The sequence below is a fragment of the Streptomyces sp. NPDC006997 genome, from assembly GCF_040635175.1.
GTDB lineage: Bacteria > Actinomycetota > Actinomycetes > Streptomycetales > Streptomycetaceae > Streptomyces.
In genome coordinates this window covers 251,907-277,873 of the sequence record NZ_JBEYHH010000002.1, presented here as the reverse complement: position 1 = coordinate 277,873, position 25,967 = coordinate 251,907, and the positions used below count along the sequence as shown (strand labels likewise).

Annotated in this window: 21 protein-coding genes and 1 pseudogene; 8 read left to right on the top strand and 14 right to left on the bottom strand. The window is 74.2% G+C overall.

Annotated features, from left to right (window positions below):
• Positions 1-234 precede the first annotated feature (234 nt).
• Entirely contained in the window at positions 235-654 is a 420-nt protein-coding gene (locus tag ABZ659_RS02895; RefSeq protein WP_360212717.1) for a pyridoxamine 5'-phosphate oxidase family protein, read from the top strand.
• Positions 655-719: 65 nt separating this feature from the next.
• Here the strand turns inward: ABZ659_RS02895 and ABZ659_RS02890 are convergent, their stop codons facing one another.
• From ABZ659_RS02890 to ABZ659_RS02860, 7 genes are all read right to left on the bottom strand, one after another.
• Positions 720-1,721, bottom strand: coding sequence for a nitroreductase family protein (locus ABZ659_RS02890; protein ID WP_360212715.1), 1,002 nt, complete (start codon positions 1,719-1,721; stop codon positions 720-722).
• Between the two features lie 100 nt (positions 1,722-1,821).
• Positions 1,822-2,268 (bottom strand): hypothetical protein, encoded by a 447-nt coding sequence (locus ABZ659_RS02885; protein WP_360212713.1) that lies wholly within the window; start codon positions 2,266-2,268, stop codon positions 1,822-1,824.
• Positions 2,268-4,868 carry a multicopper oxidase domain-containing protein gene (locus ABZ659_RS02880; RefSeq protein ID WP_360212711.1) on the bottom strand — a complete coding sequence of 867 codons (2,601 nt, stop codon included), beginning with the start codon at positions 4,866-4,868 and terminating at the stop codon, positions 2,268-2,270. Before ABZ659_RS02880 ends, ABZ659_RS02885 begins: the two co-directional genes overlap by 1 nt.
• On the bottom strand, positions 4,865-6,082 hold the full coding sequence (locus tag ABZ659_RS02875; protein ID WP_360212709.1) for a TIGR04053 family radical SAM/SPASM domain-containing protein: 1,218 nt from the start codon (positions 6,080-6,082) through the stop codon (positions 4,865-4,867). The genes ABZ659_RS02880 and ABZ659_RS02875 overlap by 4 nt, the downstream gene beginning before the upstream one ends.
• A complete protein-coding gene (locus ABZ659_RS02870) occupies positions 6,079-6,246 on the bottom strand; it encodes a hypothetical protein (protein WP_360212707.1) in 168 nt (55 codons plus the stop codon). The genes ABZ659_RS02875 and ABZ659_RS02870 overlap by 4 nt, the downstream gene beginning before the upstream one ends.
• Positions 6,247-6,368: 122 nt before the next feature.
• Positions 6,369-6,863 (bottom strand): hypothetical protein, encoded by a 495-nt coding sequence (locus tag ABZ659_RS02865; protein WP_360212705.1) that lies wholly within the window; start codon positions 6,861-6,863, stop codon positions 6,369-6,371.
• Complete coding sequence (locus ABZ659_RS02860; RefSeq protein WP_360212703.1) at positions 6,860-7,711, bottom strand: DUF2249 domain-containing protein; 852 nt, start codon at positions 7,709-7,711, stop codon at positions 6,860-6,862. The genes ABZ659_RS02865 and ABZ659_RS02860 overlap by 4 nt, the downstream gene beginning before the upstream one ends.
• Positions 7,712-8,453: 742 nt before the next feature.
• Between ABZ659_RS02860 and epsC the strand changes: the two genes are divergently transcribed.
• The 7 genes from epsC (at position 8,454) to ABZ659_RS02825 (ending at position 17,429) form a co-directional block, all read left to right on the top strand.
• Entirely contained in the window at positions 8,454-9,077 is a 624-nt protein-coding gene (gene epsC / locus ABZ659_RS02855; protein WP_360212701.1) for a serine O-acetyltransferase EpsC, read from the top strand.
• Positions 9,004-9,924, top strand: a complete 921-nt coding sequence (gene cysK, locus ABZ659_RS02850) for a cysteine synthase A (RefSeq protein WP_360212699.1) — start codon at positions 9,004-9,006, stop codon at positions 9,922-9,924. Before epsC ends, cysK begins: the two co-directional genes overlap by 74 nt.
• A 133-nt stretch (positions 9,925-10,057) precedes the next feature.
• Entirely contained in the window at positions 10,058-13,756 is a 3,699-nt protein-coding gene (locus ABZ659_RS02845) for a nitrate reductase subunit alpha (RefSeq protein WP_360212697.1), read from the top strand.
• A gap of 1 nt (position 13,757) precedes the next feature.
• Positions 13,758-15,290, top strand: coding sequence for a nitrate reductase subunit beta (gene narH, locus ABZ659_RS02840; protein ID WP_360212695.1), 1,533 nt, complete (start codon positions 13,758-13,760; stop codon positions 15,288-15,290).
• Positions 15,287-16,093, top strand: coding sequence for a nitrate reductase molybdenum cofactor assembly chaperone (gene narJ, locus ABZ659_RS02835; RefSeq protein WP_360212693.1), 807 nt, complete (start codon positions 15,287-15,289; stop codon positions 16,091-16,093). Before narH ends, narJ begins: the two co-directional genes overlap by 4 nt.
• On the top strand, positions 16,090-16,854 hold the full coding sequence (narI, locus tag ABZ659_RS02830) for a respiratory nitrate reductase subunit gamma (RefSeq protein WP_360212691.1): 765 nt from the start codon (positions 16,090-16,092) through the stop codon (positions 16,852-16,854). The genes narJ and narI overlap by 4 nt, the downstream gene beginning before the upstream one ends.
• Positions 16,851-17,429: a vitamin K epoxide reductase family protein gene (locus tag ABZ659_RS02825; protein ID WP_360212689.1), complete on the top strand. Its 579-nt coding sequence runs from the start codon at positions 16,851-16,853 to the stop codon at positions 17,427-17,429. Before narI ends, ABZ659_RS02825 begins: the two co-directional genes overlap by 4 nt.
• Before the next feature lie 409 nt (positions 17,430-17,838).
• Here the strand turns inward: ABZ659_RS02825 and ABZ659_RS02820 are convergent.
• The 7 genes and pseudogenes from ABZ659_RS02820 to ABZ659_RS02790 all read right to left on the bottom strand — a co-directional run.
• Positions 17,839-17,943, bottom strand: a pseudogene (locus ABZ659_RS02820) (XRE family transcriptional regulator); the annotation flags it as partial.
• A gap of 83 nt (positions 17,944-18,026) precedes the next feature.
• A complete protein-coding gene (locus tag ABZ659_RS02815; RefSeq protein WP_360212687.1) occupies positions 18,027-18,962 on the bottom strand; it encodes a hypothetical protein in 936 nt (311 codons plus the stop codon).
• 5 nt (positions 18,963-18,967) lie between these two features.
• Positions 18,968-19,384, bottom strand: a complete 417-nt coding sequence (locus tag ABZ659_RS02810; protein WP_360212685.1) for a hypothetical protein — start codon at positions 19,382-19,384, stop codon at positions 18,968-18,970.
• A 33-nt stretch (positions 19,385-19,417) separates the two neighbouring features.
• Positions 19,418-23,722, bottom strand: a complete 4,305-nt coding sequence (locus ABZ659_RS02805; protein WP_360212683.1) for a CHAT domain-containing protein — start codon at positions 23,720-23,722, stop codon at positions 19,418-19,420.
• Positions 23,723-23,815: 93 nt separating this feature from the next.
• Positions 23,816-24,247 (bottom strand): DUF6299 family protein, encoded by a 432-nt coding sequence (locus ABZ659_RS02800; RefSeq protein WP_360212681.1) that lies wholly within the window; start codon positions 24,245-24,247, stop codon positions 23,816-23,818.
• Positions 24,248-24,354: 107 nt separating this feature from the next.
• Positions 24,355-24,753 carry a RidA family protein gene (locus tag ABZ659_RS02795; RefSeq protein ID WP_360212679.1) on the bottom strand — a complete coding sequence of 133 codons (399 nt, stop codon included), beginning with the start codon at positions 24,751-24,753 and terminating at the stop codon, positions 24,355-24,357.
• On the bottom strand, positions 24,750-25,880 hold the full coding sequence (locus tag ABZ659_RS02790) for an acyl-CoA dehydrogenase family protein (protein WP_360212677.1): 1,131 nt from the start codon (positions 25,878-25,880) through the stop codon (positions 24,750-24,752). Before ABZ659_RS02790 ends, ABZ659_RS02795 begins: the two co-directional genes overlap by 4 nt.
• Positions 25,881-25,967 lie beyond the last annotated feature (87 nt).

Here is a 25,967-nt window from a genome sequence, read left to right as displayed (position 1 = left end):
AAATATCGGCGCCGCGGTGGTCTGCCCGGGTGGGCCTAACGGTCCTCATCGGCGGGCCCGGCGGTCCCGGGTTTCCCGGGACCGTGCCCGGGTCGGCTTCCTCCCGGGCTCCGCGTCACCCGGCGGGCCATCGCCGAAACGTCGAGCCGTGGGCGCGGTATCACGACCCTCGGCGGCCGGATCAGGGCCGTTGGGCCCTAACACCGGGCCGGTCCCACCAGGGATGGTTGACGGATGTTCGGCAACAACCGCTTCCGCGCCCTCGACCAGCAGGAGTGTCTGCGCCTGCTGGCCAAGGCCCCGGTGGGTCGCATCGTCTACACCAGGCAGGCACTGCCCGCGGTGCTCCCCGTCAACTTCTCCCTGGACACCGACGGCTCCGTGGTGCTGCGCACCGCGCCGGGCTCCGACCTGGTGCGGGCCGTGGACGGCGTCGTGGTGGCCTTCGAGGTCGACGACTTCGACGCCGAGACGCAGAGCGGCTGGAGCGTGGTCGTCACCGGCCGTGCCGACCTGGTCACGGACCCCGCGGAACACGAACGCCTGACCCGCACCGGGCCGCGCTCCTGGGTGGCCGACCGGAACGGCGTCTTCCTCCGCGTGGAGCCGGGGCTGGTCACGGGGCGGGAGATCACCGCGGCCGAGGGGGACTGAGCCGACATCCGAGGGGGGACGGACGGGGGGCGGTGCGGGTACCGCCGCCCCCCGTCCGGCGTTTCTCACCCGGGGAGCACCGGGGGCGTCGCGTCCGGCACCTCGGGCTGGGGTTCGGCGCGTGGGGTGGGGGCGCCCTCGGGGCCGTAGCCGAAGCGGATGATGCCGTGGGGGGCGCAGCGGCGCTGCGGGAGGCGGGCTCCGGCCCGCAGGTCGGACCACTCCATCGCCTGGTGCAGCATCGAGGTGCGCACGCCGTGCGCGGTCGCCGTCAGCAGGACCCGCTCCAGCCCCTGCCCGGCCCGCAGCCAGTCCTCGGCCCGGTCCCTCGGGGTCCACAGCAGGCCCAGCTGGACGTGCCGCTCGAAGGGCAGCGCGGGTAGCCGCAGTGTGCGCAGCGGGCCGGTGAAGTCCCGCATCGGCATCCGTCCCGCCCGGTCCTGGGGGCCGAGGGCGGTGACCGGGATGCCGTAGTGCTGGTCGGGGTCGGGGGGCGTGATCCAGGTGCGGGCCTCGGCGGCGCGCTCGGGGAGGGTGCGGTTGCGGGCCTCCGCCGCCGCGGTGAGCCGCAGCAGCCTGCGGGTGCCGCTGATGTCGGGGAAGTAGAGCCGGGCGCCCTCGGCCCGGGCGGCGGCGGCCATGTCCATCACGACGGGCTCGGGCACCGGGCGGCCGGTGAACGGCAGCCTGCTGGTGTGCCGCCGGGCGATGGCCGGGTACAGCGCCGTGTAGTCCGGCGGGCCCTCCACGGCGGTGGCGAGCTGCACGGTCGCCAGCAGGTCGGGGTCGCGGTGGTCGGGCAGCAGCCGGACCACCGGCTCCCAGCCGAGGTGGGCCACGGCGACCCGGAGGTTGAAGACCGCGGCGCCCACGGACAGGTACTGGGCACGCCGGTCGGGGTCGATCAGCGGCAGCGCCCGCCGTCGGTCGACGCGCACCGTGACGGTCCTGGTGTCCGGTTCCATGCCGAACCGCCACGGCTGGGTGTTGTGGATCGACGGCGCCGCCACGGCCGCGGCGAGCAGCGTCTCCAGCACGGTGGCGTCTATCTCCCGGGTCTGCTGCATGGTGACTCCCTAGCTGTGTCCTTCGACGTCAAGCGTCCGCCGCGGGCACCGTCCGGTGCGAGGGCCGTCCGGCCCCGGCCCGGGGTCCCAAGGGCTCGCCTCACGTCGCGGGCAGCGCCGTGGCCAGGAGTACGACGCCCAGGGAGCCCACCAGGGACGCCACGGCCAGCGACTTGGCCAGGGCGGGGCGGCCCTTGGCGTGGGCGAGGCCGTGTCCGGCCGCGGCGAGCATGACCAGGACGAACAGGGCGAGTTTGGTGGCGAGGGCGCGGCCGTAGCCGGGGTCGGCGAGGGAGGACCAGGTGACGCCCTTGTGGACGGCCATGGCCCAGCCGGTGCCGAGCTGTACGGGCAGGAACAGCGCGCCGGTCAGCAGGCCGAACCGGCGGCCCGCCTCGGCGGTGAAGCGGTCCTTCGCGTCGGGGGCGAGGATCCTGCGGGCCAGCGGCAGGACCACCAGGGACAGCGCGAGCTGCCCGCCGACCCACAGGGCGGCCCCGGCGACGTGCAGGAAGCGCACCACCGACCACCAGGTGACGGTGTCCATCACCGGCTCACCTCCACGACGCCGTGCGCGCCGGACCCGGCGTGGCGCATGTCGTGGTCGACGAAGGAGTAGTGGCCCGCCTCGGGGAACGTCGTCTCCACGAAGCCGCCCTGCGCCGGGGCCAGGTCGAGGACCTGCGAGCCGCCGGGCTGGTCGGGCTTGAGGAGGTAGGCGCCCTCCTTGTAGACGGTGTCGAAGACGGTGCCGACGACGTGGAAGGCGATGCCGTCGGAGGGTCCGGCGGACACCACCCAGAAGCGGGCCCGCTCCCCCGCCCCCACCTTCAGCGGCTGCTTGGCGTACTGCGCGGCGACGCCGTTGAACGCCCACGCGTCCGGCGTGCCCTCGCGCATCTTCTCCACCTGGGCGGGGGAGCCGGGGGTGCCCAGGTACAGCTCGGAGGAGACGAGGACGTACTCGTGGTCGACCTCGGCCAGGCCGGGCGGGTCGATGATCACGGCGCCGTACATGCCGTTGCCGATGTGCTGGAGCATCGGCGCGGTGGAGCAGTGGTAGAGCCAGGCGCCCGCCCGTTCGGCGCGGAACCGGTAGACGAGGCTCTCGCCGGGCTGGAGGGTGCGCATGGGCGCGTCGGGGGCGAGGGACCCGGCGTGGAAGTCGATGCCGTGGCCCATGCCCTGGTCGGCGTTGACGAGCGTCACCTCGAAGACGTCGCCGACCCTGCCGCGCAGGGTGGGGCCGGGTGCGGTGCCGCCGAAGGTCCACATCTGCTGGGTGACGCCGGGTGCCACCTCGACGTCAGTGTGCGCGGCGCGCAGGGTGACCTGGTGGACGGTGCCGCCGGGCGCGGGGGCGAGTGCCGCGTCGCGGGCCCGCCAGCCGCCGGTGAAGTCGGCGCCGAGGTCGAGGCCGGTGCCGCTGTCGGCCAGGGCGGCGTGCCCGTCGGCGTGGCCGTCGGTGTGCGCCGCGGTGCCGGCGTCCTTCACCACGATGTCCAGGGTCATCCCGGCCGCGCGGTGGCCCGGCACCGTGCACCAGGCCTGGCGGTCGGCGGTGACGGGGCCGAGGTCGAGGGTGCGGGACTGGCCGCGGGAGAGCAGCGGGGTGGCGGGGCCGTCCTCGACCTTGAGGTCGTGGCGCTGGGCGTCGTCGTTGGTGACCTTCAGGCGCAGGGCGGTGCCTTCGGTGACCTCGATACGACTGGGCCGTACGCGCATGTCGGCCAGGGTGACATCGACGGTGCGGGTGGCGGTGGTGCCGCCGTGCGCGCCCGCGGCGACGGACGAGGGGCCGCCGGCGCCGCCGCTGTTGGCGACCACGACCGCGAGGACGGTCAGCACCGCCCCGGCCGCCGTGCCCAGCAGTACCGGCAGCCGCGTGGACACCGCGGTGCCCGCGCCGCGTACCGCGCGGACCAGGACCGTGGCGGTGAGGACGGCGAACGCGCCGCCCGCGAGCGCCGCCAGGACCAGGCCCGTCGAGCCGGACGGGCCGGGCAGCGCCAGCAGGGCGACGCCCGCGTTGAGCGCCGTCAGCCGCAGCGGCCAGCCCCGTTCCAGGACCGCCCGCAGCGCGCCGCGGTCCTGCGGTCCCGCGCCGAGCACGACGGGCAGCAGATGCGTCAGCGCCCCGATGAGCACCTGGGCGACGAAGCCGACGAGCAGCACCGGCACCAGGTCCGCCACGCCGTCCTGCGCCTCGGCGAGCGGCCGCGCGGCCAGGACGGCCGCGTCCACGGCGACGCCCACGCAGAGCCAGCCGACGGACGCGGCCAGCGTCCAGACCGCCGCCACGGAGACGGGCTCGCGGCCGCGTACCGTACGGGCGAGCAGGTCGACGGCGACGGCCAGTCCGGCGGCGTACCCGGCGATCCCGGCCACCGCCGCCCAGCGCCAGCCGCCCGCCAGCGCGACGACGGCGACGAGGAGACCGGTGCCGGTGAGGACCAGCACGCGCCGGACGACCCTCGGGGTGCGGTCGGCCATCCGGACGCCCAGCGCGGTCGGCCAGAGCATGAACAGGGTGCCCAGCACGGGCAGGCCGATCCAGCCGAGCAGGGTGAGGTGGACGTGGGCGAGCCGCAGCCCGGCGTACGCGCCGGTTCCGGCGTGCCCGGAGGCCAGCAGCCAGCCCAGTACCGCCCCGCCGAGCAGGGCCGCGGTGGCGGCGCGGTAGAAGCCGACGACGGGGGCGAGCCGTCCGCCGAGCGCGCCGCGGCCCATCCGGGCCAGCACCACCAGGTGGGCGGTGACGGCGGCGACGAGCAGGGCGCAGGCGGCGCCGGTGAGCACCGGCAGGTCGGCCCAGACGCCGGTGAGCAGTCCGGCGACGGCGGTGTTGACGGCGGCCAGCCGGGCGGTGCTCCAGCGTGCGTCGGGGTACGCGGCGTGCAGCAGCGCGGTGGCGAAGTGCTCGCTCCAGATGACGATGGCGGTGGTGGCGGCGCCGAGCAGGAACAGGTGGATCGCCAGCCAGCGGGCGAGGGGCAGCCGCGGCTGGGCGAGGGCGGCCACCAGGGCCAGCGCCAGCCAGCCCACGACGAGGACGTGGGCGCGCAGGTGACGGGTCTTCACGCCGGCCGGCCGGAACCCGCCGGGGCGGGCGGGCGGTGGCGCGAGGTCGAGGGGCTTGCCGGTCACGTGGCTCCTTGGGGCGGCGGTGGGCCCGCGGCCAGGAGGGCCGCCAGCTCCCGCTGGTGGGGGAAGCTCCCGGGGCGGTAGCCGCACCAGGGCTCCTCGGCGTACGGGTCGCCCGTGACGCCGTAGGCGCGGGACCGGGAGCCGCCGCAGACCCGGCGGAACTCGCAGGCCCCGCACTTGCCGCCCAGCCGGTCGGCGTCGCGCAGCCCGGTGAACAGCTCGGAGGTGCGGTAGATCTCCGGCAGCGGGGTGCGGCGCACGTTGCCCGCGCCGAGCGGGAGGAAGCCGCTGGGGTGGACGGTGCCGGTGTGCGAGACGAAGACGAAGCCGCGTCCGGCGTTGACGTCCAGCGGGGGCCTGCGGGCGCGTCGGCCGCCGCTGTCGAGGCCGAGGTCGGCGGCGCGCCACCGCAACTCCCGGTACAACGGCCCGAGTTCGAGCGCGCTCACGTGGTCCTCGCCGAGGTCGGCGAGGATCTTGCGCTGGAGGGCGACGCGGCGGAAGTGGTGTCCCTCGGTGGTCTTGGCGGGGACGGTCAGGCCGACGTCGTAGACGAAGTTGAGGACGTCCTCGGCCTCTTCCGCGGTGAGCACCCCGAGTTGTCGGCCGCGGCCGGTGGGCACCAGGAAGAAGGCGCTCCACAGCATCGCGCCGTGCTCGTGGACCAGGCGGACCACGTCGGGCAGGTCGTGCAGGTTGCGCCGGTTGACGGTGGTGTTGATCTGCACCTTCATGCCGAGGGCGCGGGCGGCGTCCCAGGCGTCGAGGGTCCAGCGGTAGACGCCGGGCACGCCGCGGAAGCCGTCGTGGAGTTCGGCGGTGGAGCCGTCGAGGCTGAGGGAGAGGCCGACGGCGCCCGCCTCGTGCACCTCGCGCAGGCGCTCGGCGGTGAGGGTGGGCGTGCCGGACGGCGAGACGGCGACGCGGACGCCCGCCTGACCGCCGTACGCGATGAGTTCGAGGAGGTCGGGGCGTTGGAAGGGGTCGCCGCCGGTGATGACGAAGAGGGGGGCGGGGTGTCCGAACGCGGCGACCTGGTGGAGCAGGTCCTTCGCGGCGGCGGTGTCCAGCTCGCGCGGGTCCCGGTCGGGGACGGCCTCGGCGCGGCAGTGCAGACAGGCCAGCGGGCAGGCCCGGGTGGACTCCCAGATGACGATGAACGGCTTCTCGGCGACGTCCTGGTGCTGGCGGCGGATGGCCCGGACGGCGTTCACCGGTGCCACCGCGTGACGTGGGTGTGGTGGGTGCGTCCGGCCGCCCGGGAGGCCGGGCAGACGAGGTGGGCGGCCGGACGGTGACCGGCCCGGAGCCGGTACGGCGCCCGTCGCGGGGAGTGCCGGGGCAGACAGCCGCTGGGGCGCGGGTTGCGGTCGTACACGGAAAGGCTCCTCCGGGTCGGTCGTGGATCAGCCTCCGGCATCGGAGGGGCCCGGCGCGGCGGCCGATGAGCCCTTGGCGAGGGGCCGAAGGTCCCTCGTCGGCCGCCTCGTGGGGGGCGGGTCAGGCGCGGGGCCCGCGCAGGGCCCGCGCGGTGGCCAGGGTCACCGCGCCGACCCCGGTGAACGCGGCGCCCAGGCCCGCGACCAGGGTGGTGATCTCCCACGCCTGGTAGGCGGAGAGCAGGGAGGCGCGCAGCGTCTCGCCCATGAACGCGGTCTGCCGCAGCTGGGTCAGCTTCTCGTCGTCGCCGCCGGTGGCGTGGAGTTCCTCGGTCACCTCGGCGTAGGTGCGTCCGCCGGTCGCCTTGGCGACATGGTCCTTGATCAGCTCGGCGTAGGCGTGTGCCTGCGGGCCGGTCCGCACGGCCGCGCCCGCGTGCCGGGTCAGGTGGGCGGGCAGTCCGCGGGTCGGGAACGCGATCTTCTGGGCGGCGAGTTCGCCGCGGATCTCCCGGCGTCCGCCGGCGGCGCGCCAGAGCATCACCGGCCCCGCCGCGAGCAGTCCCGCGCCGACCAGGGTGGCCAGCGCGCCGTTCCGGCTCCGGGTGGCGCTCACGACGTCACCTCGACGACGCCGAGGGCGGCCCGGTGGGTGAAGCGCAGCCGCCAGGACTCGGGGCCGCGCTCCAGGTACTCGGTCAGGAACACGCCGGGGCGGCGCTCCTCCAGCTGCGCGAGCAGCGGCAGCGGGTCGTGGGAGGCGACCAGCACCAGGGCGGCGTCCACGGGGAGGGCGTCCAGCGTGCTGAAGACGGTGGCGTGGCGGACGGCGTGCGGAACGGTCCGTACGTCGAGTTCGGGGTCGCCGGTCTCCCGCGCGCCGCAGCCGCAGCCTCCGCAGCCGCAGCCGTCCTGGTTGGTGGGGTCGTCGGTCATGTCCTCGGCTTTCGTGCGGGGGGTGGCGTCCGTGGGGGCGCCGGGTGGAGCGGTACGTGCGTGGACGTCCGCGAGCAGGGCGGGCAGCGGGACGTCCGGGGCCGCCGCGAGCAGCGGCAGGACCAGGCCGTTCTCCTTGGCCAGGTGTTCCTCGAAGAGGACCTGGAGCGCGCGGGCCTCGGCGGCGGCGAGGGCGAGGTCGCCGGTGTTCCGGAGCGCCTCGACGAGCGCGCTCAGACAGCGGTCCTCGCCGACCAGGCCCTCGATGAGCAGCCGGGTGTCGGGCAGGCGCCGGGCGACCGGGTAGAGCACGGCCTCCTTGGCCGCCGCGTGCGGCAGCAGCTCACGGTCGCAGAAGGCGACGAGCCCGGCGTGCAGCCGCTCGGCGGCGGCGTGGTCCCGGCCCATGGCGGTGAGCAGCAGCGCGACGCGTCCGGCCAGTTCCCCGGCCAGGCGCGCGTGGTGCGCCTCGGCGGCCTCCAGGGCCGTGGCGTCCTCGGGGGCCGACGCGAGGGTCAGTGCGCTCATCGAGGTCGTCTCCAGTGGGTCACGGCCGGTGCGGACCGGCCGGGGTGAAGGGGTGGGTGCGGGGGGAGGCCGTGCGCGGGGTCCGGCACGGGGGATGCCGCGCGTGGGATCTTGTCCGCCACGCCCCGGAGGGAACCGGCGGCTGTGGCCGGGGCGGGCCAGGCGCCGGGGTGGGGCGTGGCGGACGGGTGTCCGGCCGTGTCAGTCGGGGGGCCGGACGGTGACCGTGCCGGGGGCGCGCCCCGCGGGCCGCGACCCCGGGCAGAGAAGACGGGGCCCGGCGGCCGTGCGGCGGTCGTGGCGTCAGCTCCCGGCCGGTCGGGAACAGTCTTGTCGTACGGCGGTGGCGGGGACGTGGGCCGGACGGTCCCCGCGTCCACGCCCACCGGTCCCCCGCGTCCGGGCCCGGACAGGGTCCAACGGCGCGGCGGGTGGGGCTGGTCGGCCCAAGCGGGCGGGTGGGGCCGCTGCCTAGCGTCGCGACCCATGGACTACGGCGGCCTGCCCCTTCTTCCCGGTCCGCGCGCGCGGCGACCGCTCCGCCGCGGCGGCGGGTGGGCGCTGCCGCGATGTCGCGTCCGCTAGGGCGTGTTCGCCACACGCCCCAGGGCGGCGTGTGTGACGCCCTCTTCTTCTTCCTGACGGTGGGTCGCGTGCCCCGGTGCTGCCTGGTGCGCCCCGCGCCCGCCCGTGCCGCGCCGGCGGTACGACTGCCCGCAGCTGTGCCCGCAGAAGGACGCGTATGTTCCTCGAAGATCTCCGTACCGCCTGTGCCAAGGACCCGGCGCTGCGGGGCGCCCGGCGTGTCGAGGTGCTGCTGTACCCGGGGCTGTGGGCCATCTGGTCGCACCGGGTCGCGCACCGGCTGCACCGGCTCGGCCTGCCGTTCCTGCCCCGGCTGCTGTCGCAGTCGGTCCGGTCGCTGACCGGCGTCGAGATCCACCCGGGGGCGGTGATCGGCCGCCGGTGCTTCATCGACCACGGCATGGGCGTGGTGATCGGCGAGACGGCCGTCGTCGGCGACGACGTGATGCTGTACCACCGGGTCACCCTCGGCGGCACCGGCTGGTGGACGGACACGCCCACCGCGCGCCGCCACCCCAGCGTCGGCGACCGGGTGGTGCTCGGCGTCGGCGCCACGGTCCTCGGCCCCGTGCACATCGGCCACGACACGCTCGTCGGCGCCCACTCCCTGGTCCTGCGGGACGTCCCGGCGCACTCCACGGTCCGCTCCCCGCTGGCCACCCACCAACCGAAGCAACCCCCGCACCCCCTCCGCAGAAGGACAGACCATGACCTCGATACACCCCTCCGTGACCGCGTTGATCGGCCGTACCCCCCTGGTGGAGCTGCGCCGCTTCGGTGAGGGACTCCCGGCGCGGCTGGTGGCCAAGCTGGAGTCGGCGAACCCCGGCGGCAGCGTCAAGGACCGCATCGCCCTGGCGATGATCGAGGACGCCCGGGACAGCGGCGCCCTCCGCCCCGGTCAGCGGATCGTCGAGCCGACCAGCGGCAACACCGGCATCGGGCTCGCCATGGTGGCCGCCGCCCTGGGCCACCCGGTGATGTTCACGATGCCGGAGAGCATGAGCGTGGAGCGCCGGGCGCTGCTGCGGGCGTACGGGGCGGACCTGGTCCTCACCCCGGCCTCGGCCGGGATGCGGGGCGCCGTCGAGCGGGCCGCCGAGATGGCCGAGGCCAACGGCTGGTTCATGCCGCAGCAGTTCCGCAACCCGGCCAACCCGGACGCCCACCGCCGCACCACCGCGCAGGAGATCTGGCAGGACACCGAGGGCGCGGTCGACGTCCTGGTGGCCGGGGTCGGCACCGGCGGCACGGTCACCGGCGTCGGACAGGTCCTGAAGGAGAAGAAGCCGGAGGTCACCGTCGTGGCCGTGGAACCGGCGGAGTCGGCCGTGCTGTCCGGCGGCGACCCGGGCCCGCACCGCGTCCAGGGCCTCGGCGCCGGTTTCGTCCCGGACGTCCTGGACACCTCCGTGTACGACGCGGTCAGACGGGTGTCCCTGACGGAGGCCCAGACGGCGGCCCGTCAACTGGCCCGCCGCGAGGGCATCCTCGCCGGGGTCTCCGGCGGCGCCGCCCTGCACGCCGCCGCGGCCGTCGCCCGCGACCCCCGGCACGCGGGGGCCCTGGTCGTCGTCGTCCTGCCGGACACGGGCGAGCGCTACCTCAGCACCGACCTGTTCGCGTGACCCGTGTGAGCACCCTCACCCGCAAAGGCCCGGAGGGCCCCTTCTCCGGGCCCGTGATCGGGCCGGTAGGTCGCCCGACCAGGGACCTTCGGCCCCAGTTCGGGAACGCCCCCGGAACCTACCGTCTTCCCTCATGGAGAACGACCAGAACGCACGACCCAGGCAGTCGGGCGCCACCCAGGACTGGCCGCTGGCGGCCCGGCGGCTGCTGACGCGCCGCGAGACCTCGGCCGACGGACGCGCGGTCTTCGGTGAGAACGACGGGAAGTGGGAGGGTTTCTACCGCGACCGATGGGCCCACGACAAGGTGGTGCGCTCCACGCACGGCGTGAACTGCACCGGCTCCTGCTCGTGGATGGTGTACGTCAAGGACGGGATCATCACCTGGGAGCACCAGGCCACCGACTACCCGTCGATCGGCTCGGACTGTCCCGAGTACGAGCCGCGCGGCTGCCCCCGCGGGGCGTCGTTCTCCTGGTACACGTACTCCCCCAGCCGGGTCCGCTACCCGTATGTGCGCGGCGCCCTGCTGAAGCTGTGGCGGGAGGCCCGCCGCAGGCTGGGCGACCCGGTGGCGGCGTGGGCCGAGATCACCGGTGACCCGGCGAAGGCGCGGGCGTACAAGCGGGCCCGCGGCAAGGGCGGCCTGGTGCGCGCCGACTGGGACGAGGTGTCCGAGCTGGTCGCCGCGGCCCATGTGCACACGGTGAAGGAGTACGGCCCCGACCGGGTCGCCGGGTTCTCCCCGATCCCCGCGATGTCGATGGCGTCGTTCGCCTCGGGCGCCCGGTTCATGTCGCTGATCGGCGGCACCCTGCTGTCGTTCTACGACTGGTACGCGGACCTGCCGATCGCCTCGCCGCAGGTCTTCGGCGACCAGACGGACGTGCCGGAGGCGGCGGACTGGTGGAACGCCGGTTACCTGATCATGTGGGGCTCGAACATCCCCGTGACCCGTACGCCGGACGCGCACTTCCTCACCGAGACCCGCTACAACGGCACCAAGATCGTCGCGGTCAGCCCCGACTACGCCGACAACGTCAAGCACGCCGACGAGTGGATGGCCCCGCACCCGGGCACCGACGGCGCGCTGGCGATGGCGATGGGCCATGTGATCCTCAGGGAGTTCCTGGTCGACCGCGAGGTGCCGTACTTCCAGGACTACCTGCGCAAGTTCACCGACGCGCCGTTCCTGGTCGCCCTGAAGGAGCGCGGCGAGAGCCACGTCCCCGACGGGTTCCTGACCGCGGCCGACCTGGGCCGTGAAGAGGAGCACGCCGAGTTCAAGACCGTCCTGGTGGACGCGGTTACGGGCGACCCCGTGGTGCCCAACGGCTCCCTCGGCTTCCGGTGGGGAGAGGCCGAGCAGGGCCGCTGGAACCTTGGACTCGGCGACACCGTCCCGGAGCTGAGCCTGCTGGAGCGCGCCGAGGAGACCGTCGAGGTCACCCTGCCGCGCTTCGACGAGGGCGCGACCGAGGGCGGCTCCACGATGGTGCGCGGGGTGCCCGTCCGCCGGATCGGCGGGCGCCTCGTCACCACCGTCTTCGACCTGATGCTGGCGCAGTACGGCGTCGCCCGGCCGGGGTTGCCCGGCGTGTGGCCGACGTCGTACGACGACGCCTCGCAGCCGTACACCCCGGCCTGGCAGGAGACCGTCACCTCCGTGCCCGCCGAGCAGGCGGCGCGGATCGGGCGGGAGTTCGCGCGCAACGCGGAGCGGACCAACGGCCGGTCGATGATCGCGCTCGGCGCGGGCACCAACCACTGGTTCCACTCGGACACCATCTACCGCGCGTTCCTCGCGCTGGTGACGATGACCGGCTGCCAGGGCGTCAACGGCGGCGGCTGGGCGCACTACGTCGGGCAGGAGAAGATCCGCCCGATCACCGGCCTCCAGCACCTGGCGTTCGCCTTCGACTGGCAGCGCCCGACCCGGCACATGGCGGGCACCTCGTACTGGTACCTCAACACCGACCAGTGGCGGTACGAGGCGTTCGGGCCGGACGAGCTGGCGTCGCCGCTGGGCGAGGGCCGGTTCGCCGGCAAGGCCACCGCCGACGTGCTGGCGCAGGCGGTCCGCCTCGGCTGGACCCCGGGCCACCCGGGCTTCAACCGCAACCCGCTCGACCTCACCGACGAGGCGGCCGAGCGGGGCAAGAGCGTCCCCGAGCACATCGTCGACGAGCTGAAGTCGGGCAACCTGAGGTTCGCGGCCGAGGACCCCGACGACCCGGCCAACTTCCCGCGCGTGCTCACCGTGTGGCGGGCCAACCTGCTCGGCTCCTCCGGCAAGGGCAACGAGTACTTCCTGCGCCACCTGCTCGGCACCGACGCCGCCGTCCGCTCCGCGGAGACCCCGCCCGAGGGGCGTCCGCAGGACGTGGTGTGGCGGGACGAGGCGCCCGACGGCAAGCTCGACCTGCTGGTCACCATGGACTTCCGGATGACGTCGACCAGCCTGATGTCCGACGTGGTCCTCCCGGCGGCCACCTGGTACGAGAAGGACGACCTGTCGTCCACGGACATGCACCCCTTCGTGCACGCCTTCACCCCGGCCATCGCGCCGCCCTGGCAGGCCCGCACCGACTACGACACCTTCCTCACCATCGCCGACCGGTTCAGCGAGCTGGCCGCCGACCACCTCGGCACCCGCACCGACGTCCTCGCCGTGCCGCTGCTGCACGACACCCCGGACGAACTCGCCCAGCCGGGCGGCGTCGTACGGGACTGGAAGACCGGCGAGTGCGAGCCCGTCCCGGGCAAGACCATGCCGAAGCTCGTCGTCATCGAGCGGGACTTCGCCGCCGTGGCCCAGAAGATCCGCGCGGTCGGCCCGCTGCTCGACAAGCTCGGCACGACCACCAAGGGCGTCACGGTCCACCCGGACCAGGAGATCGAGGAGCTGCGCCACCGCAACGGCACGGTCCGCGACGGCATCGCCGCCGGACGCCCGTCGCTGGCGACCGCCACCCACATGTGCGAGGCGATCCTCGCCCTCTCCGGCACCACCAACGGCCGACTGGCCACCGAGGGCTTCCGGGAGCTGGAGCGGCAGACCGGCAGCGAGGGCCTGGTGGAACTCGCCTCCGAGCGGGAGGCCGAGCGGATCACCTTCGCCGACACCCGCACCCAGCCCCGGGCCGTCATGACGTCGTACGAGTGGTCGGGCTCGGAGACCGGGGGCCGCCGCTACTCGCCGTTCGTCATCAACGTCGAGCACCTCAAGCCCTGGCACACGCTCACCGGCCGCCAGCACTTCTACGTGCAGCACGACTGGATCAACGAGCTGGGCGAGCAGCTCCCCGTCTACCGGCCGCCGCTCAACACGCCCCGCCACTACGGCGACGAGCAGTTCCACGACCGGGACCGGGCGGAGGTCACCGTCCGCTACCTGACCCCGCACTCGAAGTGGTCCATCCACTCGAACTACCAGGACAACAAGTACATGCTCGACCTGTCCCGGGGCGGCCCCACCATCTGGATGTCCGTCGCCGACGCCGAGAAGGTGGGCGTCAGGGACAACGAGTGGATCGAGGCGTACAACCGCAACGGCGTCGTCGCGGCGCGGGCGGTGGTCACGCACCGGATGCCCGAGGGCACGGTGTACATGTACCACGCCCAGGACCGCAACGTGAACGTGCCGAAGACCGAGGTCACCGGCAGGCGCGGCGGCATCCACAACTCGCTGACCAGGCTGCTGCTCAAACCCACGCACCTGGCGGGCGGCTACGCCCAGTTCACCTACGCCTTCAACTACTACGGCCCGACCGGAAACCAGCGAGACGAGGTCACGGTCATCCGCCGCCGCTCGCAGGACGTGGAGTACTGACATGCGCGTGATGGCGCAAATCGCGATGGTCATGAACCTCGACAAGTGCATCGGCTGCCACACCTGCTCGGTCACCTGCAAGCAGACGTGGACCAACCGCACCGGCGTCGAGTACGCCTGGTTCAACAACGTCGAGACCAAGCCCGGCGTGGGCTACCCGCGCCGCTACGAGGACCAGGAGCAGTGGAAGGGCGGCTGGACGCTGGACAGGAAGGGCCGCCTGGTCCTGCGCTCCGGCGGCCGGGTACGGCGCCTGCTGTCGCTGTTCTCCAACCCGGACCTGCCCTCCCTGGAGGACTACTACGAGCCGGTCACCTACGACTACGACAACCTCGTCAGCGCCCCCGCGGGCAAGGACGTCCCCGTCGCCCGCCCCCGCTCCGTCCTCACCGGCAAGCCCACCGCCATCACCTGGGGCGCCAACTGGGAGGACGGCCTGGGCGGCGCGCCCGAGAACGCGGGCGGCGACCCCAACCTGAGCGGTGAGTGGGCCCAGAAGGTCAAGTTCGAGTTCGAGCAGACCTTCCTGTTCCACCTCCCCCGGCTCTGCGAGCACTGCCTCAACCCGGCCTGCGTCTCCGCCTGCCCGTCCGGCGCGATGTACAAGCGGGTCGAGGACGGCATCGTCCTGGTCGACCAGGACAAGTGCCGCGGCTGGCGGATGTGCGTGACGGCGTGCCCGTACAAGAAGGTGTACGTCAACCACGCCACCGGCAAGGCGGAGAAGTGCACGTTCTGCTTCCCGCGCATCGAGGCCGGACAGCCCACGGTCTGCTCGGAGACCTGCGTGGGACGGCTGCGCTACCTCGGACTGCTCCTCTACGACGCCGACCGGGTGGGCGAGGCGGCGGCGACGCCGGACGAGAAGGACCTGCTGGACGCCCAGCGCGACGTCTTCCTCGACCCGCACGACCCCGCCGTGATCGCCGCGGCCCGCGAGTCCGGCATCCCGGAGGACTGGCTGGACGCCGCCCGCCGCTCCCCCGTCTACGCCCTGGTGTCCCAGTACAAGGTGGCGCTGCCGCTGCACCCGGAGTACCGCACCCTGCCGATGGTCTGGTACGTGCCGCCGCTCTCCCCCGTCCTGGACGCGGTGACCAGCGCGGGCGGCAACCAGGACGACCCGGACCACGTCTTCGCCGCCGTCACCCGGCTGCGCATCCCGCTGGAGTACCTGGCGGAGCTGTTCACCGCCGGGGACACGGACGTCGTGGGCGGCGTGCTGATGAAGCTGACCGCGCTCCGCTCGTACATGCGCGAACGCACCCTCGGTGAGCCCGGCGACGAGACCGTCGTCAAGGCGGTCGGGATGACCGCCCGGGAGGCGGAGGACCTGCACCGGCTGCTCGCCGTCGCCAAGTACGAGGACCGGTACGTCGTCCCGGCCGCGCACAAGGAGGACGCGGCGGCGCTGTCCGCGATGGAGGACCGCTGCCCCGTGGAGACCTCCGGCGACCCGCAGCCCACCGACGGCCGCCGCGTGATGCTCGGCATCCCGACCCTGCGCCGCGCCTCCACCGGAGAGACCTCATGAGCCCGCTGCCGACCACCGTGCCCGGCATCGTCCGCACCCGCGTGAAGGCGGCCCTGCGCCGCCCGCACCGGGACGCCAAACCGCTCACCCCCGAGCAGGAGGAGACCCGCGCCCTCCAGCTGCGGCTGATGTCGCTGCTGCTCCAGTACCCCGACGACGCGCTGGCCGCGGCCCGCCCGGTGCTGACGGCGACGGTCGAGGCGCTGCCGCCGTCTCAGGCCGCGACGGAACTCGCACAGTTCCTGCGCTGGTTCGCCGAGGAGGAGCCGGACGCGCTGGAGCGGCACTACGTCGAGATGTTCGACCTGCGCCGCAAGAGCAGCCTCTACCTGACGTACTACCTGCACGGCGACACCCGCCGCCGCGGCATGGCCCTGCTCACCCTGGCCCAGCGCTACCGCGCCACCGGCTGGGACACCGACGGCGGCGAACTCCCCGACCACCTGCCGGTGGTGCTGGAGTACGCCGCGCTGGCCGGACCGCGCGCCGGTGAGGCGCCGCTGCGCCAGCACCGGCGCGGCATCGAACTGATCCACCGGGCGCTGACGGACACGGACTCCCCGTACCGGCACGTCATCGGCGCGCTGATCACCCTGCTGCCCCCGCCCACCGAGGCCGACCTGGCGGCGGTCGCCGAGCTGGCCGCGCAGGGTCCGCCGAACGAGGACGTCGGCATGGACCCGTACGGGTCGGGCGAGTTCGCGCCGCCGGACGCGTTCGTGCCGCCGGACCAGGCCCCGCCGACGCTGATGCCGCCTCTGACCCTCCCGTCGCCCCCGTCATCTCTGGAAGGCCCTCGATGAGCGCCGCAGAAACCGCCACCCTCTCCGCCGCGAGCGGCGCCGACCTGCTGCTGTGGGTCGCGGTGCCCTACATCTGCCTCGCCGTGTTCGCGGTCGGGCACGTGTGGCGCTACCGCCAGGACCAGTTCGGCTGGACCTCCCGCACCACCCAGCTCCTCGAACACCGCTGGCTGCGCTACGGCAGCCCGCTGTTCCACGTCGGCGCGTTCATGGTGATCGCCGGTCACGTGGTGGGCCTCGCCGTCCCGGCGTCCTGGACCGAGGCGGTCGGCATCACCGAGCACGCCTACCACACCACGGCGGTGTGGGCGGGCTCGGTCGCCGGGGTCGCGATGGTGGCCGGGCTCGGGATGCTCTGCGCCCGCCGCCTGCTGACCCCCCGCATCCGCCTCGGCACCGACCGCAGCGACAAGCTCCTCTTCCCCCTCCTCTCGGCGACGGTACTGCTCGGCATCACCGCGACCGCCGCGCACAACGTGTTCGGCGGCGGCTACGACTACCGCTCCACCGTCTCCGTCTGGTTCCGGGGCCTGTTCACGCTCCAGCCGGAGCCGGAGGCCATGGCGGGCGCGCCGCTGCTGTTCCAGCTGCACGCGCTGACCGCGTGCCTGCTCTTCGCGGCCTGGCCGTTCACCCGGCTCGTGCACGTGTGGAGCGCGCCGGTCGGCTACCTGGCCCGCCCGTACGTCGTCTACCGGCGCCGGGCGAGCACCCCCAGCACCACGAGGGACCGAGCACGGCAGCACGGCCGCGCCGCATGAGGACGCTGGGCGCCGCCGCCGGGCCGGGGCGGCGCACCGGCTGGCTGATGACGGTGACGGGCCTGGTCGGCTGGCTGGCGTCCCTCCGCCTCACGATCGACGACTGGCGCGTCCTGCGGGACCCCGCCTACCGCCCGTCCTGCGACATCAACCCGGTGATCGGCTGCGGTACGGCGATGGAGAGCCCGCAGGGCAACCTGCTCGGCTTCCCCAACATGCTGCTGGGCCTGGCGGCGTTCGCCGTGGTCGTCGCGCTGGGCGTGGCGGTGGTGACGGGATCCCGGCTGCACCGGGCGCTGTGGCTGGCGCTGAACGCCGGGGCGCTGGCGGCGGTGGTCTTCGTGCACTGGCTGATCTGGCAGTCGCTGTACTCCCTCAACCGCCTGTGCCCGTACTGCGCGGTGGTGTGGGTGGTCACGATCGCCCTGTTCTGGTACGTGACCCTGCACAACTTCAGGGGCCGTGTCGGCAGGACGGTACGGGAGAACCACTGGCTGATCCTGTCCGGCTGGTACGGCGTGATCGTGGTCCTGGTCGGCACCCGTTTCTGGGACTACTGGAGTGGCCTGCTGTGACCGGCTCCCTGATCCTTCCGGCCGACGATCCGGACACCGCGCTCATGCCCGGCCACTGGCTGCTGGCCCGCCTCGGCAAGCACGTCCTGCGGCCCGGCGGCGTGGAGCTGACCCGCTGGCTGCTGGACGCGCTGGCCCTCGGCCCAGGCGACCGCGTCCTGGAACTCGCCGCTGGCCAGGGCGCCACGGCCCGCCTGACGCTGGCCCGCTCCCCGGCCGCGTACACCGGGGTGGACCGCGACCCGGCGGCGGTGGCGGCGCTGAGCACGCTCACCACGGCCGGGGGCAGAGACGTCCGGGCCGTCCATTCGGACCCGACGGCAACGGGCCAGCCGTCCGGCTCGGCCACGGTCGTCTACGGCGAGGCGACCCTGACCACCCGCCCTGACCCCGCCCGCCGCGTCCGGCCGGACAGGATCGTCCGGAACGGCGGCGCGTCCTCCCCCTCCAGCACTTCCCGCCGTCCCATTCGCGCCGTGACCTGCTGGTCCAGCTCCGCCCCCCTGATGCCGCCGCGTCGAGGCGCTCACGGCGGCCGAACTGCTTCAGGCGCGGGTGGCCGAGGTGAACGCGCGCAGCCGCAAGGGCGGAAAAGGGTCACGGGCGGGGTGGCCCGGAGGGTTCCAGGCGGGCGGTGATCAGAGGGCCGAGTTCGTGGGCGGGGACGGTGGGGTCCAGGCCGAGGTGGTCACCCAGGGCGCGCAGGTGGAGGCGGCTGACGGCTTCGGTGAGTTGGGCGTAGGCGTCGGTCGCGGCGCGGGTGCGGCGGCGGGAGAGGAGGGCGAGGGTGAGACCCAGGGGGAGGGCGGGCCACCACCACACCACGAGAGGGGTGTAGAGCACCGCCCAGGCCGCGAGCGCCGTGGCGCGCTCCACGGCACGGCGGGCCTCGGTCAACGCGTCGCGGTCGGTGTCCGGGAGGGTCAGCCACAGGCCGGGCCAGCAGACGGCCAGGTCGAAGCCGAGGTCGCGGCGCAAACGTACCGCGACGGCGTTGAGCCTGTCCCCGCACCAGGTGGGCCGGTCCGGGGACTCCAGGGCGATGGCGTCCATCGTGCGGCGCGCGGCCAGGACAGCGGTGTTGTCGACAGGGCGCCGCAGTGATCGGGCGGTGATCAGGGCGGCTTGCTGGCGGTGCCATGCGCGGGCCGCCGTCGTCCAGCGAGCGCGTCGGGCATCGACCCGCCCCGCCACGCGTTCGCGCAGCCAGGTGCAGCGCAGGTCGCGCCAGCCCGCCGCCAGGGCCGTCCGCTCCACCGTGGCGCCCAGGGCCTGCGCGAGGATCCCGGCCGTGGCGGAGCCGCCCAGCACACCGGCCAGCAGCACCACCTGGCCACCTACCGTGTCGGCGTCCGGACTGGCCGCCCAGTCAGTGATACGCCGTGCCAGGTACGGCACGTCCAGGGCGTGGCAGTGTCCGAGTGTGCGGGCCGCCGTCGCGACCGCCAGGTACAGCGCGCCCGGCAGCACCAGCAGGGTGAACCAGCGCTCGGCGAACTTCTTGCCGAGTTCGGAGAGGAAACCGGAGATCATGCCGGTTAGTGGGGCTTGCGGCGCAGGAGCGCGCCGGTGAGGGTGCAGCGCGGTATGTCGCCGAGGCCTGGCAGCCAGGTGCGGGCGCAGCGGTCGTCGGGGCAGTAGTACGCCGCGCCCGCCGATCCGGTCGACGGTATGCCCAGCGGGCCGACGGCGTCCGGCCTGCCCGCGCGGAGCCTGCCGAACAGGCCGCGCGGGTCTCCGGTGGCCTGGAGGGCCGCGTGCAGCACGTCGAGTGCGGCCGCTGCCGTGGCGTCCCGCGCGCCGATCGCCCGGAGCGCGTCGTCGAGTGGTCCGGCGTCGGCGAACGTGTCGAGCAGGGCCTCGCGGATGGCGTCCGGGTCGGCACAGACGGCGGCCGTCCCCACGGCCACCCGTTCGTCGTCGGTCGCGGGGTCGGTCTCTGGCTCGGTGGTCATGTTTCCCTCCGGTTCACTCCGGTGCGCTCCGGTTCAGGCTCCGGCGTGCAGGTAGGCCGCCCACAGGAACGGGGCGCGGGTGCGGTCGTAGTCCCCGGGCATGTCGGTTCCGTCGCGCACGGCGCGCACCGCGTGGTGGAGGGCCGTTGCGGCTCGGGCGGGGTCGAGCGCGCCGTCGTCCGTGCGCAGGCCCTCGTAGAAGGTACGGGCGACGGTGACGGCTATCTGGTCGTCGATCTCCCACAAGGTGCCGATGACATGCGGGAATCCGGCGAGTTGGAACGCGGACGTCAGGTGGATGGCCTCGTCGATGGCGTCGGTGACGTCGGCCCCGGCCGTGCCGCACGCGGACAGGTAGGCGAGTTGGGCGCCGTCGAGGGCGACGGAGGCGAGACCTCCGACGGTGAAGGGGTCGGCTTCGTGGTCGTGGAGGAGCAACATGCTCCGGGACGGGTCCTTGGGGTGGGTGTGTCCGTGGCAGACGAAGTGGGCGAACGCGCAGTCGGTGAGCCGGGCGAGGACGTTGGCCTTGGTGGGCAGCGCCAGGGCTTCGGTGCCCACCTCGGGTTCCTCCCGCAGCAGGGTCACGCCCGGCAGCAGGGCGCGGGCCGTCTCGGCCTCCTGGTCGGCGTGGTCCAGCCGGCTGTCGGGCAGTCCGGGGGTGGTGGGCATGGCGACGACGAGACCACGGTGGGATCGGGGCGGCCGGCTGGCCGCCCGTTCCTCCTGTTCCCGTGCGTGGCGCAGGGCGCGCACCGTGGGTGTGTATGAGGAGACGACGCGGTCCATCACAGTGCGTCGGGCGGGGCCCGCGTCGGTGTGGTGCCCGGCCGCGTGCAGCGGCAGGAGGCTGAGGAAGCCGCCGGGGGCCCACCACACGCGCGGCCAGGGTGCGTCCGGTCCGGGTTCGCGGTCGTGTCCGAGGGCTTCGAGTACCGGTCCGGTCACGGCGTCCCAGAGCCATTCCAGGACCCCGTTCATGGCCCGCTGGGCCTGCCGTCGCCGGGCCGGGACCGGGTCGTACCAGCCGTCGGCCAGCGCGTCACGGAACGTGATGACCTGGTCGACCAGGGTCTCCCCGACGAGTTCGGGCAGGTCGACGCGGGTGATGCCGTCGCGGGTGAGGACAAGGGCGTCGCAGCGCTGGAAGCTGAGGTTGATGACTACCACCGGGTCGGTCCGTGCGGTGTCAAGCAGCTCCTCAGGGCTGGGCGGCAGGCCGAACCGCTGGAAACCCCGTTGGGCCCGGATGCGGGCGGTGAGCGCCGTGAACTCTTCCGCGAGTGGGGTGCGGTCGGGTACGGCGAGGCCGTCGGACCCGGTCCCCAGTCCGGTCATCATGACCGGTGGGTGGGCTGGCGCCGGGTGGTCGAGCAGCTCGCGCAGTTCGACGTACCGCTCGGCCAGCCGAGGGTGTTCGGACCGCAGTTCGCTGAGATCGCTGCGGGCGTCCAGCCCCTGGCTCAGGAGAACCGAACGTCCCGTCTCCAGCAGCCTGAGGGCGCGGAGCGACCGCTCCTCGTCGGTGCCCCGGCCACTGGCGAGGACGAGGGTGGCGGCGGCGCCGGTCAGGCCCTCGAACTCGCCGACGGCGCGCTGCCGGTCGCCGCGTCCCAGCTGTCGGGGGGCGACCTCGGGCAACAGCAGTACGGCTGCCTCGGCGATGTCCGCAGCCTGTTCGGGGTCGCTGTCCGAGAGGTGTGCGATCAGTGAGCGGGCGGCCCGCAGCCGGACCGACGCCGCCGCCATGGGCGCGTTCCAGGCGCTGAGCCAGGCGTGGGTCACGGCGTCCCGGTCGGCGGGATCGTCAGTGCGGGCCGCGTGGTCGCCGAGCGCGAGGGCCAGGTTGGAGTACAGCACGGCGCGTCCGGGATCGTTTTCCGGGCAGGCCGCCAGAGCTTCGCCGTACCGGATGAGGGACTCGCTCAGGTCCTCCGGGTCACCGAACGCGCCGAAGCGGGTGTGTAGCGCCTCTCCCAGGTTGCTGAGGCCCTTGGCACGGTGCTGGTGGTCCTCGGGGGCGATACGGACGGCCTCACTGAGTACGGCGACGGCCTCTTCGCTGTCCTCCCTGGCTGCGGCCCGGTCGAACCGCCGCCCCAGCGCCGTACCGAGTCCGGACAGGCAGGTCACCCGGCTGGGGTGGCCGTCCGGGAGGATGCGCAGCGCCGTGCGTGCGGCCGTGATCGCCTCGTCCAGGTCGTCGGGGGAGTCCGACCTCTCCGACAACTCCTGCAGGCCGTAGGTCAGGTTGGAGAGGCAGAGGGCACGTTCGAGGTGGCCGTCCGGCATGACCCTCGCGGCCTCGCGCAGCGCGGCCACCGCGTCGTCGAGGTCGCTGCCGGAGCCGGTGGCACCGTACCGGTTCAGCAGCGCGGCACTGAGGTTGGACAGATGCCGTCCCCGGTACAGGTGGCCAGCCGGGGTCTTCGTCACCGCGTCGCGCAGGGTGCCGACGGCCTCGTTGAGGTCGTGGCGGGATCCGGTCCTGGTGTACCGCGCCTGGAGCGCCGCCCCGAGGTTGGACAGGAACTGCCCCAGGAGCACATGACCGGGCGGCGCGGTGCGCACCGCCTCACGCCCGTTGTCCACCGCGTCGTCCCCGTCGCGGGGACGGCCACCCCGGGAGTAGCGGGTGAACAGCGCCGTGGCCAGGTTGGACAGCCGCTGGGGGCGTAGGAAGTGCCCCTCCGGGGTGGCGGCGACGACGTCCCGCAGACGGTCGACGGCCTCGTCGAGGAGCGAGCGCCGGTCGGTGACGTTGTGGAGGGCGAGCAGTGCCGTACCGAGGCCGGAGAGCCGGCTCGCCCGGTCCGGCGGCTCGCCGGGGGCCATCTGGAGCACCCGGCGGGCGAGCGTGACGGCTTCCTCCAGCAGCGCCGGATCACCGAGCGCCAGGTACCGGTGGGTCAGCGCGCCGGAGAGGTTGTGGTGGACCAGGACGCCGAGGGGGTCGTCGGGGTCCACGCTCGACGCGGCCCGGCGTATCGCGTCGAGGGCTTCGTCCAGCTCCGGCGTCTGGTCGGTGCGGGTGGCCGCCGCCTGGAGGACGGCGCTCAGGTTGCCGAGGACGTGGAGACGGTCGGGGTGCCCGTCACCGGCGAGCCGCTCCGCCTCCCGGGCCACCCGGACAGCGGCCCCCATGTCCTCCCTGGAGCCGGTGGTCTCGGCGCGGTCGCAGAGCGCGGCGGCCAGGCCGGACAGGCGCCAGGCGCGTTCGGGGTCGTCGGCCGGAGTGGCCCGCACCGCCGCGGTGATGGCCTCCACGGTGCGGTGCACGTCGACCGGATCACCGGTGGTCGTGGCCACCATGCGCACCGCCACGGCGTAGTCGGAGAGCCGTCCGACACGGCCGGGGTCGTCGGCCGGGGTGAGGCGCACCGCGCGGTCGAGGACCTCGACGGCCCTGCGTCCGCTGCCCAGGTCACCACGGTCGTCGAGGCGGCTCCGCAGCAGCGTGCCCAGTTCGTCCAGCAGCAGCGGCAGTTGAGGGTCCTCGGAGGCGGCGCCCCGTACGGCCTCCTCCAGCGCGTCCACCGCGCCGTCGAGGTCCTGGGCCCGGCCGTCCTCGGCATAACGGCTGTTGAGGGCGGTGCCCCGCAAGCGGAGGTAGGTCGGCCGTTCCGGGTCGTCGTCCGGCACCCGCTCGACGGCCTCGCCCAGCACGTCGACGGCACGGTCCAGGTCCGCCCGGGTCCGGGTGCGGTCGTGGCGCAGCCACAGGCACAGCCCCAGGTTGACCAGCGCCCCCGGCCGGGCCGGGTGTGCTCCGGGCACCGCGGCGACGGCTTCCTCCAGGGTCTCCACGGCCTGGCGCAGGATCTCCGGGTCCGGGGACCGCGCGGCGCGTTCTCGCAGCGCGAGACCGAGGTGGAACAGATGGAGGGGCCGGTCCTCGTGGTCGGACCCGAGATCGGTGACGACGCGACGCCACCAGGACACCAGGGCCGGGCTCACGCCCTCGGCGCTGTTCACGGCGGTGTTCAGCGACTCCACCGCGTCGGACGCCGCCGCCGCGGCGAGGTGCGGCACCAGGACGTCCGGCAGATCGTCGACCCCGTGCGCGTAGCAGGGCACGAACGCCCGCGCGACCGCCGCCAAGTCCTCCTGGTCCGCACCCTCGGGCAGCGCCCCGTACCGGTACCAGTGCAGCCAGCCGAGCGTGTGCAGCGCCCGGAGGGCCTTCTCGTCCCACCCTTGGGGCCCCTCCTCGTCCAGGGAGTCCCAGACCTTACGGGCCTCCGCCAACGCCTCCGGCTCCAGGACGGGACCGGTGTCCCCGGTACGTCGTGTGCGGGCCACCCGCCGCGCGACCCGCTTCAGCGCCCTGCGATCCATTCCGCCCCCCGTGGCCGGTACGCCCCGAACTGTGCAGACAGCGTAGGGAGTTCGGCACTTCCCGGCACCGGGGTACGGCGTTTTTCCGGTGGATCAGTTCGGGGACAGCGTCACGTCCTGCTGCTGGCGGGCGTGGATGCGGGGCAGGGGCAGGCCCGTGTCCGTGGTCAGTTCCAGCACGGTGGCCTCGACCTGGGCGGTGCCCGGCTGGAAGGTCTTGTTCGAGGGCTTGCCGGTGCTGGTCCAGCGGCGCAGGGTGCCGTCGCAGACGGCGTGGCTGCCGTTGATGCCGTAGCGGACCTCGTCGGTGCCCTGGCTGACGGAGGAGCTGACGAAGACGGGGCCGGTGCCGGCGGTGCAGCGGTAGGTGCCGGTGAGGGTGACGGTGCCGTCGGCGGTGACGCGGGCGGCCGGGTCGACGGTGACCGTTTCGAGCGGGTCGGCGGAGACGGGGGCCGCGAGCAGGAGCGCGGCGGCGGCCGTGCCGAGCACGGCGGGTACGGCGCGGGCAGCGCGTACGGGCATCGGGGGTCCTCCTGGGGAGTGGGAGAGGGGCTTCCACTGGTACCCCCCGCCCGTGCCGGGGGCCGTGACCGTCACCCCTTCGGTGGCGAGTCCCGGGTCGTCCCGGGCTACGGCAGCACCGCGAAGCCGTCCAGTTCGACAAGCGCCGCCGTGTCCCACAGGCGTACGACCTCCACGACCGCCATCGCCGGGTAGTCCCGGCCCGCCAGCTCCCGCCAGACGCGGCCGAGGTCGGCGGCGTGGGCGCGGTAGGCGGCGAGGTCGGTGGTGTAGACGGTGACGCGGGCCAGGTCGGCGGCCGTGCCGCCGGTGGCGTGCAGGGCGGTGAGGAGGTTGGTGAGGGCGCGGCGGAACTGCTCCGGGAGGGTCGTGCCCACCACGTGGCCGTCCTCGTCGAGTGCCGTCTGGCCCGCCAGGAAGGCGACGCGGGTGCCGGTGGCGACGACGGCGTGGGAGAAGCCGGTGGGTGGGGAGAGGGTGGGGGGGTTGACGCGTTCCGTGGTCACGTGTCCTCCGCCGCGGTGGTGTACAGGTGGCGGGCGATGATGTCCCGTTGGACCTCGCTCGCGCCCTCGTAGATCCGTGGGGCGCGGACCTCGCGGTAGAGGTGTTCGAGGAGGTGGCCGCGGCGCAGGGCGCGGGCGCCGTGGAGTTGGACGGCGGTGTCGACGACGTACTGGGCCGTCTCGGTGGCGAGGAGTTTCGCCATGGCGGCGCGGCGCGGGACGTCCGCGGCGCCCTCGTCGTACGCCGTCGCCGCCGCGTAGACCATCAGGCGGGCCGCCTCGGTGCGCAGCGCCATCTCGGCGACCTGGTGGGCCACCGTCTGGAGGTCGCTGAGCGTGCCGCCGAACGCCCCGCGGTGGGCGGTGTGGGCGACGGTGGCGTCGAGGGCGGCCTGCGCCATACCCACGGCGAAGGCGCCGACGCTGGGGCGGAAGAGGTTGAGGGTGCCCATCGCCACCCGGAAGCCGCGGCCGGGTTCGCCGAGGACGTCCGCCGTGGTGACCGGTACGGCGTCGAAGCGCAGGGTGCCGATCGGGTGCGGGGAGAGCATGTCGACGGCGGAGCCGGTGAGTCCGGGGCGGTCGGCGGGGACGAGGAACGCCGTCACCCCGCGTGACCCGGCGTCGGGTCCCGTCCGGGCGAAGACGGTGTAGACGTCGGCCTCGGGGGCGTTGGAGATCCAGCACTTGTCCCCGGTGAGCCGCCAGCCGGAGGCGCCGTCCGGTACCGCCCGCAGGGCGAGTGCCGCCGCGTCCGAGCCCGCGTCCGGCTCGGTGAGGGCGAAGGCCGCCACCGCCGTGCCGTCGGAGACCGGGGGGAGCCAGCGGGCGCGCTGGGCGTCGGTGCCGTGGGCGTGCACCGGGTGGGCGCCCAGGCCCTGGAGGGCGAGGGCGGTCTCCGCCTCGGTGCAGACGGCGGCGAGGGACTCGCGCATCAGGCAGAGGTCGAGCGCGCCGGAGGTGAAGAGGCGGGCGAGCAGTCCCCGTCGGCCGAGTTCGGTGAGGAGCGGGCGGTTGACGCGGCCCGGTGCGCCCTGGTCGGCGAGGGGGCGCAGCCGGCGGTCGGCGAGGGCGCGCAGTTCGGCACGCCAGCGGAGCCGGTCGGGGTCGAGCGAGAATGCGGGCATCGCCGGTCCTCCTCAGGGTGCCTCCCCCGACCGTATCGCGCTCCGTTGACTGTCGTCACCAACGCGCTACGCTCCAGTTGACCCCAC

Bases quoted from the DNA above. Each gene is read 5' to 3' on its own strand.
- ABZ659_RS02895 (WP_360212717.1), top strand. From the start codon at position 235: ATGTTCGGCAACAACCGCTTCCGCGCCCTCGACCAGCAGGAGTGTCTG.
- ABZ659_RS02890 (WP_360212715.1), bottom strand. From the start codon at position 1,721: ATGCAGCAGACCCGGGAGATAGACGCCACCGTGCTGGAGACGCTGCTC.
- ABZ659_RS02885 (WP_360212713.1), bottom strand. From the start codon at position 2,268: ATGGACACCGTCACCTGGTGGTCGGTGGTGCGCTTCCTGCACGTCGCC.
- ABZ659_RS02860 (WP_360212703.1), bottom strand. From the start codon at position 7,711: ATGAGCGCACTGACCCTCGCGTCGGCCCCCGAGGACGCCACGGCCCTG.
- epsC (WP_360212701.1), top strand. From the start codon at position 8,454: ATGTTCCTCGAAGATCTCCGTACCGCCTGTGCCAAGGACCCGGCGCTG.
- cysK (WP_360212699.1), top strand. From the start codon at position 9,004: ATGACCTCGATACACCCCTCCGTGACCGCGTTGATCGGCCGTACCCCC.
- ABZ659_RS02845 (WP_360212697.1), top strand. From the start codon at position 10,058: ATGGAGAACGACCAGAACGCACGACCCAGGCAGTCGGGCGCCACCCAG.
- narH (WP_360212695.1), top strand. From the start codon at position 13,758: ATGCGCGTGATGGCGCAAATCGCGATGGTCATGAACCTCGACAAGTGC.
- narJ (WP_360212693.1), top strand. From the start codon at position 15,287: ATGAGCCCGCTGCCGACCACCGTGCCCGGCATCGTCCGCACCCGCGTG.
- narI (WP_360212691.1), top strand. From the start codon at position 16,090: ATGAGCGCCGCAGAAACCGCCACCCTCTCCGCCGCGAGCGGCGCCGAC.
- ABZ659_RS02825 (WP_360212689.1), top strand. From the start codon at position 16,851: ATGAGGACGCTGGGCGCCGCCGCCGGGCCGGGGCGGCGCACCGGCTGG.
- ABZ659_RS02815 (WP_360212687.1), bottom strand. From the start codon at position 18,962: ATGATCTCCGGTTTCCTCTCCGAACTCGGCAAGAAGTTCGCCGAGCGC.
- ABZ659_RS02810 (WP_360212685.1), bottom strand. From the start codon at position 19,384: ATGACCACCGAGCCAGAGACCGACCCCGCGACCGACGACGAACGGGTG.
- ABZ659_RS02805 (WP_360212683.1), bottom strand. From the start codon at position 23,722: ATGGATCGCAGGGCGCTGAAGCGGGTCGCGCGGCGGGTGGCCCGCACA.
- ABZ659_RS02800 (WP_360212681.1), bottom strand. From the start codon at position 24,247: ATGCCCGTACGCGCTGCCCGCGCCGTACCCGCCGTGCTCGGCACGGCC.
- ABZ659_RS02790 (WP_360212677.1), bottom strand. From the start codon at position 25,880: ATGCCCGCATTCTCGCTCGACCCCGACCGGCTCCGCTGGCGTGCCGAA.